This window comes from Suttonella sp., from assembly GCF_056855035.1.
Genome location: NZ_JBXGGR010000091.1, coordinates 1 through 8,637, shown reverse-complemented (window position 1 = coordinate 8,637; position 8,637 = coordinate 1). Strand labels below are relative to the sequence as shown.

10 protein-coding genes and 2 pseudogenes are annotated in these 8,637 nt (G+C 51.0%); 7 read left to right on the top strand and 5 right to left on the bottom strand.

What is annotated here, in order from left to right; genetic code table 11:
* On the top strand, window positions 1-192 hold a 192-nt coding region (locus tag ACJHVI_RS08075), incomplete at its 5' end, for an STAS domain-containing protein (protein ID WP_483184235.1).
* Between the two features lie 18 nt (window positions 193-210).
* Here the strand turns inward: ACJHVI_RS08075 and mutM are convergent.
* The 3 genes from mutM to ACJHVI_RS08060 are packed head-to-tail and all read right to left on the bottom strand — an operon-like array spanning window position 211 to window position 2,826.
* Window positions 211-1,029, bottom strand: coding sequence for a bifunctional DNA-formamidopyrimidine glycosylase/DNA-(apurinic or apyrimidinic site) lyase (gene mutM, locus ACJHVI_RS08070; RefSeq protein WP_483184234.1), 819 nt, complete (start codon window positions 1,027-1,029; stop codon window positions 211-213).
* Window positions 1,030-1,037: 8 nt separating this feature from the next.
* Complete coding sequence (locus ACJHVI_RS08065; protein WP_483184233.1) at window positions 1,038-1,490, bottom strand: hypothetical protein; 453 nt, start codon at window positions 1,488-1,490, stop codon at window positions 1,038-1,040.
* Between the two features lies 1 nt (window position 1,491).
* Window positions 1,492-2,826 (bottom strand): Gldg family protein, encoded by a 1,335-nt coding sequence (locus ACJHVI_RS08060; protein ID WP_483184232.1) that lies wholly within the window; start codon window positions 2,824-2,826, stop codon window positions 1,492-1,494.
* Between the two features lie 46 nt (window positions 2,827-2,872).
* Here ACJHVI_RS08060 and xerD point away from each other — a divergent pair, with 46 nt between their 5' ends.
* From xerD to ACJHVI_RS08035, 5 genes are all read left to right on the top strand, one after another.
* The gene (xerD, locus tag ACJHVI_RS08055; protein WP_483184236.1) at window positions 2,873-3,757 is read left to right on the top strand and encodes a site-specific tyrosine recombinase XerD; all 885 of its coding nucleotides are present in this window, start codon (window positions 2,873-2,875) and stop codon (window positions 3,755-3,757) included.
* 85 nt (window positions 3,758-3,842) lie between these two features.
* On the top strand, window positions 3,843-4,754 hold the full coding sequence (locus tag ACJHVI_RS08050; protein WP_483184231.1) for a DsbC family protein: 912 nt from the start codon (window positions 3,843-3,845) through the stop codon (window positions 4,752-4,754).
* Between the two features lie 225 nt (window positions 4,755-4,979).
* Complete coding sequence (rplM, locus tag ACJHVI_RS08045) at window positions 4,980-5,411, top strand: 50S ribosomal protein L13 (RefSeq protein WP_483184230.1); 432 nt, start codon at window positions 4,980-4,982, stop codon at window positions 5,409-5,411.
* 9 nt (window positions 5,412-5,420) lie between these two features.
* A complete protein-coding gene (gene rpsI, locus ACJHVI_RS08040; protein ID WP_483184229.1) occupies window positions 5,421-5,810 on the top strand; it encodes a 30S ribosomal protein S9 in 390 nt (129 codons plus the stop codon).
* Between the two features lie 149 nt (window positions 5,811-5,959).
* The gene (locus ACJHVI_RS08035) at window positions 5,960-7,204 is read left to right on the top strand and encodes a lytic murein transglycosylase (RefSeq protein WP_483184228.1); all 1,245 of its coding nucleotides are present in this window, start codon (window positions 5,960-5,962) and stop codon (window positions 7,202-7,204) included.
* Window positions 7,205-7,597: 393 nt separating this feature from the next.
* On the opposite strand, the gene ACJHVI_RS08030 is transcribed toward ACJHVI_RS08035, so the two are convergent.
* The gene (locus ACJHVI_RS08030) at window positions 7,598-7,930 is read right to left on the bottom strand and encodes a hypothetical protein (RefSeq protein ID WP_483184227.1); all 333 of its coding nucleotides are present in this window, start codon (window positions 7,928-7,930) and stop codon (window positions 7,598-7,600) included.
* A 207-nt stretch (window positions 7,931-8,137) separates the two neighbouring features.
* Here ACJHVI_RS08030 and ACJHVI_RS08025 point away from each other — a divergent pair.
* Window positions 8,138-8,539: pseudogene (locus ACJHVI_RS08025) on the top strand (ATP-dependent helicase); the annotation flags it as partial.
* Here ACJHVI_RS08025 and ACJHVI_RS08020 read toward each other — a convergent pair.
* Window positions 8,504-8,637, bottom strand: a pseudogene (locus ACJHVI_RS08020) (IS30 family transposase); the annotation flags it as partial. The pseudogenes ACJHVI_RS08025 and ACJHVI_RS08020 overlap by 36 nt on opposite strands.

Genomic DNA, 8,637 nt, shown 5'->3' with positions numbered 1-8,637 from the left:
TATATCGACAGTTCGGGCGCGGAGACTTTAGAGGAGCTATTGGAATTTTATCAGGAGCGCAATATGCCCGTGCTGATTTGCGGTTTGCGTCCGCAGCCGCAGGATATTCTCAGGCGCTGCGGTTTGATAGAGAAAGTGGGCGCGGAGAATCTTTTCCCCGACCGCCACAGCGCTTATCGGCATTGCGCTTAGGCGGCGTTTTTGAAGAGATTAGCGCTGGCAATGCGGGCAGAAGAAGCTGTTGCGCTGTCCGATGCTTTGTTTTTCGATGACGGCGGCGCAGTTCGGGCAGGCTTCTCCGGCGCGTCCGTAAACGTTCAGGCTTTGTTGGAAGTAGCCGTTAGTGCCGTCGGGTTGTACGAAGTCGCGCAGAGTGGTGCCGCCAAGGGCGATGGCGCGTTGCAGTTCGGCTTTGACTTGTTGCACGAGTTGTTCTGCCTCTGTCGGGCTGATGCTGTTTGCGGGGCGGTTGGGGTGGATGCGGGCTAAAAAGAGGGCTTCGCTGGCGTAAATATTGCCGACGCCGACCACGGTTTCTTGGTTCATGAGATGGGTTTTGACGGCGCTTCTGCGTTTGCGGCTGCTTTGGTAGAAGTAGTCGCCTGTGAAGTCTTGGCTTAAGGGTTCCGGCCCGAGGCGGGCGAGTTGGAGCGGGGTTTGGCGCGGGTCGATAACAGCGAAGCTGCCGAATCTGCGCGGGTCGTGAAAGCGCAGTTGTTGGGTGTTATCGAGGGTAATCAGGATATGGTCATGGGTTTTGCGCGGCGCGGTCAGCGGTACGATGCGTAGGCTGCCGCTCATGCCGAGATGAATCAGCAGGCTGGTGTCGGCTTTGTCGCTGTCGATGATGAGGTATTTGCCGCGGCGGCGGATGGCGGTGAATTGGCGTGCAATCAGTTGTTGCAAGGCTTGATTGTCTATGGCTTGGCGCAGTTTCGCCACGCGGCTTTCAATTTGGGCGATGCGGTGTCCGATGAGGTGGGGTTCGAGTCCGGCGCGGGTGGTTTCGACTTCTGGCAGTTCGGGCATGGTGATTCTCAGTGTTGGTCAAGCCAATAGGATAGGGGCAGGGACAGACGCGGTTTGAGTTGCTCGTGGCAGAGGTAAACGCGGTCTTGATGTTGCAGATAATGACTGCGGCTAAAGGGGTTGTAGGCGCTGAATGTCCAGTCGTCCCCGCCGTTAAAACGCAGGGTAATCGCCGCTTCTTCGGGCGGCAGTTTGACTGCTGTTGCGGGGTAGGACTGCGGGCAGCCGTGGCGGAGTTGCTCCAGCCATGCGGCGAGTTTGGGCGCGGTTTGTCCTTGATGCTGCCAATCGTTTTGGGCTTGGAAGCTCAAGCGGGTGTCGGCACGGATGATTTCCAGACTGTGCAGCGGCTCGGGCAAGGGCAGGGCGGTATCGCGGAGCTGTGTTTCATAGCGATAGAGTACTGCGCAGAGCAGGGCGGCGCCAAGCCAAAAGAGCCAAAGAGCGGTGATGCTTTTCATGTCATGAGAGGCGGTAGCGGCGGATAAAGCGGCGACGCAGATGCAGGTCGAGGAGTAACACAAGGCATGGGAGACCGAGGAGCAGACCTGCCCAGAAGAATTCTTCGCCGCGCTTGAGGCTGATGAATTGGTCGCCCAGTGGGGGGCGGGCGATGGTTTCGCTGCCGCCGGTGTCGGCGATGTGCGAGACGATGGCTTGCGCGAGGGCTAGGTTGCCGCCGCGATGTAAGGCGGCAGCGGTGAATAGGTCGCTGTCGCCCAGTATGAGCAGGGTTTGGGTTTTGCCGTTGATGTCGCGGCTGAGCAGATAGGCAAGTCCCAGCGGTCCTGCCTGTTCGTCTGCATCTGCATTGTGTTCGATATGTCCTGTGATGGGGGCGGTTTCGTTCCAGCTGCGCGGCGAGGATTGGAGCAGAATATGGCGTTGCCAGCCTTCGGCACTGTCTGCCTCGACCGCAAAAGCAACGCTGCCGGCAAGCAAGGGCAATTGCGCGAGTTCGGCGGTAATGGGGTGCTGATTGTTTGCGGCGGCAGGAATGACGCGCGGATCGGCAAGCCCGATTTCCTGTCCCGCCGTATCGACGACTACGCCGGGCAGGACGCGCAGTCCGCTGATGGTCTGCAAGACAGGAGGCAGGAAGTGCTGCTGGGTATCGGTGCTAAAGACGAGGTTTCCGCCTTGGCGGAGGTAGGTGTCGATGGCGGCGTTGAGATGCGCGCTATTATGCGCATCGGGGTCGGCGATAAAGGCAAGGTCGGCGTTTTCGGGCAGATTGATATGACGTTTTAAATCGATGCTGACGATATTCAGCTGCGGGCTTTGCAAGGCGGCATATAAGTCCCGCCACGAACCGCCGATATCGGCAAAGGGCGCGCGTTCGCCGTTGCCTTGCAGATGCACGATTTGCCGCGCTTCTGTGCCTTGCAATGTTAAGATGCTGCGCGCAATGCCTTCGGGCGAGGCGAATTCCAAACGTTCTCCCTTATCGCCGACTTGCACATAAATTTGTCCGATGCGGCTGATGTCGTGATTTTTCACGGCGACGGGGTCGGTGTTGGGATCGATAATGCGCAATTGCAATTGCGGCAGATGTTGGCGCAGTGGAATCAGGCTGTCTTCAATCGCGCGGATGAGGCGGGGATTGTGGTCGATATAGGCATAAATCTCAATCGGCGCCTCAATTGCCGCCAATTGGGCGCTTTGCCGCGCATTGAGCGTGAGCAAAGGTTGTTCGCGCAGCGTGATGCTGCTGCGCAAATTCAGCGATAAATAGCCGCCGCCGAGCAAAACAGCCAGCATCAATACAAAAAGCAGAGAACGGGAAAGCAAGCGCATGAGCGGTTATACTGAAGCAAAAAAGGATATTGTAATGGAAAAAGCGCTGCAAGGGGCGGAGGATATTGCCGCTTTATTGGATTATTTATGGCTGCAAGAAGGTTTCGCGGATAGCAGTTTGCACAGCTACCGCAGCGATTTGCAATTGGCGCAGGCGTATTTGAGCGTGCCTTTGCGCGAGGCGAGTCGGGAAGAATTGGCGCAATGGCTGGCGGCGATGCAGGAAAGCGGCAAATCGGCGGCAACGCGCGCGCGCATGCGTGCCGCCTTAATGCGTTTTTATCGCTTCGCCCTTGCGCAGGCTTGGCGCGAGGATAATCCCGTCACAGAATTGGGGCGGGCGAAAATCCGTCGCCAATTGCCGCCTTTATTAACGGAGGCGCATGTGGAAGCCTTATTAGCCGCACCTGATGTGAATGAAACCTTGGGGCTGCGCGACCGCGCGATGTTGGAAATCCTCTATGCCTGCGGTTTGCGCGTGAGCGAATTGGTCGGGCTGCAATTGCGGCAAGTCGCCATAGACGCGGGTTATCTGCAAATTATCGGCAAGGGCAGCAAAGAACGCTTGGTGCCGATGGGCGAAATGGCATTGGCGGCATTGCAGGAATATTTGCGCCGTGCGCGTCCGTCATTGCTTAACGGGCGCAAAAGCGAAGCGGTCTTTGTCACGGCAAGAGGCGCGGCGCTGACAAGACATGCTTTTTGGCATCGGATTAAATTGCATGCCGCAAAAGCCGGACTGGATGCGGAAAATCTGTCGCCGCATACCCTGCGCCATGCTTTTGCCAGCCATTTATTGGCACATGGTGCGGATTTGCGCAGCGTGCAACTGCTATTGGGGCATAGCAGTCTCTCGACCACGCAGATTTACACCCATATTGCAGACGCCAGATTAAAGCAAATTTTTCAACAGCATCATCCCCGTGCTTAAAAGGGGAATGTGCCGCAAAATGACGTTCTCTTAATTTTATATAAAAAGCCGCTTTTTCAGCGGCGGAAAGCGTTATCATGCGCCAATGAAAACATCTAGTAATACCGCTGCCAATATCCTATTAAGTATCTTGAGTTTAAGCTTTGCTGTGCAAGCCTTTGCTCAAAACCATACGCTCTCGCCGCCGAATCAACGAGTGGAAAATTTACTCAATTACGGTGTCGATTTGCCCTTTTTAGGTCGCAATAGCAATCTCACGCCTGTTCCTAAGCAAGAAAAACAAAATGATAGACAAACAGAAGTGCCGGCACATATTTGGCCTGAGTTTACCAATCAAGCCGAATTTCATACCTTATTGCCGGATTTGACTCATTTGCAAGCTCTGATGCATGACCCTGAAGAATTAGGGGAAATCAGCCTGAGTCCGGTTGCCGGTTTGTATCAGGTAGTTATCGCTAATGACGTTTATTATCTCAGCCGCGACGGACGTTATCTATTTGAGGGCAACCTATTGGATTTGAGCAGCAGGGAAAATTTATCCGATCACCGTCGCAATCAAATGCGCAGGCAATTGCTGTTAGAACTTAACGAAATCGACGTCATCGCTTTCGCACCTAAAAAAGCACAGCATCAGGTCACGGTTTTTATTGATGTGGACTGTCCTTATTGCCGCGTCATCTATGACAAAGCCGGTCAATATAATGAATTGGGTATAGAAATGCACTTTGCGCCCTTCCCGCGTAACGGGCCGAATTCTACAGCGCATGCGCAATTATCGGCGGTATGGTGTGCGGCCGATCGCAAGCAAGCCATGCAGCAAGTCAATCAAGGGTTGGCCTTATCAGCCGTTAATTGTCAGGAATATATTAAAAAACCGCATGTTGTGGGGATGAAAATGGGCGTTAACGCCACTCCGACCTTCGTGCTTGAAAACGGCAGTCTCATCCGCGGCTATGTTGCACCGCAAAATCTTGCCCGTTTATTAGAGAACCAATAGCAAAGGAGTGCGCATAATTATGCAAAGCAGGGGGGATAAAAATCCGCCCAATCGCAGCTGAGAAGACATCTGAAACAGCGTCTGCCGCCGCAGCATTGCATTGCTTACGCTTTTTCAATCATTCAAACGGCGCAAAAATAGAAAAGACGTGTGATAAATCTTGCTATTAAGGCAAAAAACATGTAGCATTTGCGCCTTTATTTTTCGTGTTCGGAGAAACTTATCATGTTTAAAACTTTTAGCGCTACGCCAAGCAGCGTAAGCCGTGATTGGTATGTGATTGATGCTGAGGGGAAAACCCTAGGTCGTTTAGCAACTGAAGTTGCCCGCCGTTTACGCGGCAAACACAAGCCGGAATTCACCCCGCATATCGACACTGGCGACTACATCATCGTTGTCAATGCAGATAAAATTGCAGTAACAGGCAAAAAAGGTCAAGACAAAATGTATTACAGACACACAGGATTCGTGGGTAATATGAAAAGCGCCAATTTTGACCAAATGCAAGAACGCCGCCCCGGCAAAGTCCTCGAATTGGCGGTTAAAGGTATGATGCCTAATGGTCCCTTAGGTCGTGCCCAATTGAAAAAATTAAAAATTTATGCCGGTGCAACACATGAACATGCGGCTCAGCAACCAATCGCGCTTGAAATTTAAGGATTAACAATGTCAGAGCAATATTACGCCACAGGACGCCGCAAAACCTCATCAGCGCGCGTATTCCTTCGTCGCGGCAGCGGCAATATCGTTGTGAACCAAAAACCGTTAGATGAGTATTTTGGTCGCGAAACCTCACGCATGGTCGTTCGTCAGCCATTAGAAACCGTAGATATGAAAGAAAACTTTGATTTCTACATCACTGTTTCAGGCGGCGGCTCAAGCGGTCAAGCCGGTGCGATTCGTCACGGTATCGCGCGTGCTTTGCGTGCTTATGATGAAAACTTGCGTGAACCTTTGCGCCGTGCGGGCTTCTTGACTCGTGATGCGCGTGAAGTAGAGCGGAAAAAAGTCGGCTTGCACAAAGCCCGTCGCGCAACGCAATTCTCAAAACGTTAAGCGATTATTCCGAACACAGCCCGACTTTCTTTTATGGGAAGTCGGGTTTTTGTTTTATAGTCGATTAAAATTGCAATGATATGCGATTAATACCTGAACATTGATACAAAAGGCTTTATACTGAAGTGCTTTTTTCATAGGGGAATGATATGCGAGGATTCATGGTGGCGGCGACAGCCGTTTTGCTCTTAAATGCCTGCCAAAGCGGGCAATCAAGCAATATTGCGCAGGCGGTAGAGCTTAAGGAAAAAACGACAGCTGTTACGCAGACGGTACAAACTGCCCGAGATTTTGAGGATTGGAAGGCACAATTTAAACAGCGTGCGATTGCCGCAGGTTATCAGCCGCACATGCTGGCAAGACTGATTGATGCGGCACAGGAAAATCCGCGGATTGTGGCGCAGGACAGAAAACAGCCTGAATTTGCCAAAATGCCTTGGGAATATCTCGATTCGGCGGTAACGGCAGGACGGATTCAAAAAGGACGCGAACATTATCAAGCCAATGCCGCTGTATTGAATCGTTTTGCGCAGCAAAGCGGCGTGCCGGCAGAAATTATCACCGCTATTTGGGGCATAGAAAGCGGCTTCGGGGCAAATACGGGTAATGCGGATTTGGTCAATGCTTTGGCGACTTTGGCTTTTGAGGGTCGGCGGCGCGAATTTGCCGAGCAGCAATTATTCGCCCTCTTGGATTTATTGCAGCGCGGCGATGTCGAATGGTCGCAATTGCAGGGCTCTTGGGCGGGCGGCATGGGGCATACCCAGTTTATTCCCGCCACATGGCGGCAATACGGCAGCGACGGTGATGGCGACGGCAGACGCAATCCTTGGCAGAAAGCCGATGCTTTGGCTTCGACGGCGCATTATCTTGGCTCAAGCGGCTGGATACGCGGTCTGCCTTGGGGCTATGAAGTACAGTTGCCGCAAGGTTTTGACGTCCAATTAATCGGGCAATCCTTGCCGTTGAGCGATTGGGCGCGAATGGGCTTGGTCAGTCTGAGCGGAGAAAATTTTGCTGCACTTAATCAAGCGGCGGAATTATGGCTGCCGGCAGGGATGAATGGTCCTGCCTTATTGCTGACGAAAAATTTTCGTGTGATTCGCGTATATAACAATTCAAGCAGCTATGCTTTGGCGGTGGCTTTATTGGGCGACGGCATTGCCGGACACGCCGGTTTGCAAAGCGCTTGGCCGCGTCATGAAAAAGCTTTATCGCGCGCACAAGTGCAGCAATTGCAAAACCGTTTGACGCAATTAGGCTATGATACGAAGGGCAGCGACGGGATTTTAGGCAATAATACGCGCAATGCTTTTGCTTTGTGGCAGGCGGCGAACGGACAAGTACCGGACGGCTTTATTTCGCAAGGTAGCGCGGCATCCTTGTTGCAATAAGAATCGAGCTCTTTGTAGCATTCGATGTAAAAAGTCTGCCTTTGTCGGGCAAGTGCCCGAGCTGCCGTTAATTTAATTCATGTCTTAAAACAGAGCATTATTTGAAAAGACCTAATGTTTCAAGTATGCGTCTTTGTCATGAATTGACTGTGCGTACAAGCAAGCTTAGCCAAGTCCTAGTGCTTTTTTAGCTTTTTGATTGAAAACAAAACTCGCATTGGGGTTTGTGCAAAGGTCTTCGATGAAAGGGTTTGCAGATGCTATAGCCGAAGAATTGAAAAAGTATGACGAGCTTGGCTCGTCTTGCCCTACGATCTTGTACTGTCTGCGGCTCGCTGCCTTGTACTACTTTTTCACACTTCTCCGACTATGCAAAGTCTTTCGCCGAATGGATTAATACGCATTCTGCAGCAAATCAAAATTAATCTGCTGCACGCCCTCAATGCCACGAAAATATTGCTGTGCCTCTTGAATGTCTTTGTCCTGCGCAATGCCGATAATCAGCGTAGAGAGCATCGGATAATCGCTTAAGATGCTCGCGCCGTATTCCTCAACTGCGGCAAGCAGCGCGGCATTACCGCTTTCTTCGTCATAACGGATAATCAGGCTATGCTGATCATAAGCAGGAATGGGGCGGTTCAGCTCGGCAGGAGCGGAAAAATAGCCGTCGAAATATTGGCAGGCGCTAAGGCATAGGGCGCCGCCGAGTAAGAGCATCACACGCATGATTCTTTCCCAAAACTAAAAAGCGAATTATACCGCGTCCGCGCTAAGGGCAAAGCCTTGCGCCGATTTTTGCACAATCTTGGCGGTGGATTGCACAATATAAAACAGCACACGAATAGAAAGTCAAAAATAATCGAAAGTCTGATAAATTTATCAAGAATTGTTATAATATAAACACATAATCAATATCTTAAAGTAGGAATAGAGATGAGAGTTATTGACAACCTCAATCAATTATTAGGCAATGATTTAAAAGACAGCATTAGTTCACAAGCAAAAGTCAGCATTGCCTCGTCATTTTTTTCAATTTACGCCTATTCTTTCTTAAAAGAAGAATTTGAAAATATTGAAGAATTACGGTTCATATTCACCTCACCTACTTTTGTACCCGAACAAGCGGCTTTGCAAAATAAAAAAGAAATCCGTGAATTCATCATCAGCCAGTATGCCAGAGAAAACAGCTTATACGGTACTGAATTTGAAATTCATCTGAAAAACAAATTGATGCAAAAAGCTATTGCCCAAGAGTGTGCTGATTGGATACGCCGTAAAGTTTGCTTTAAATCGGCAGATTCAAGTATGAAGTGCAACGCGCCCAAAGCTAGCTTTAACCTCCAATGGCGTCATAAAGCCTAGCACCTTACGAGGACGATTATTCAAATTGTCCTCTATCTCTTTGATGAATTCAGCGCAGAGATTATCAAGTC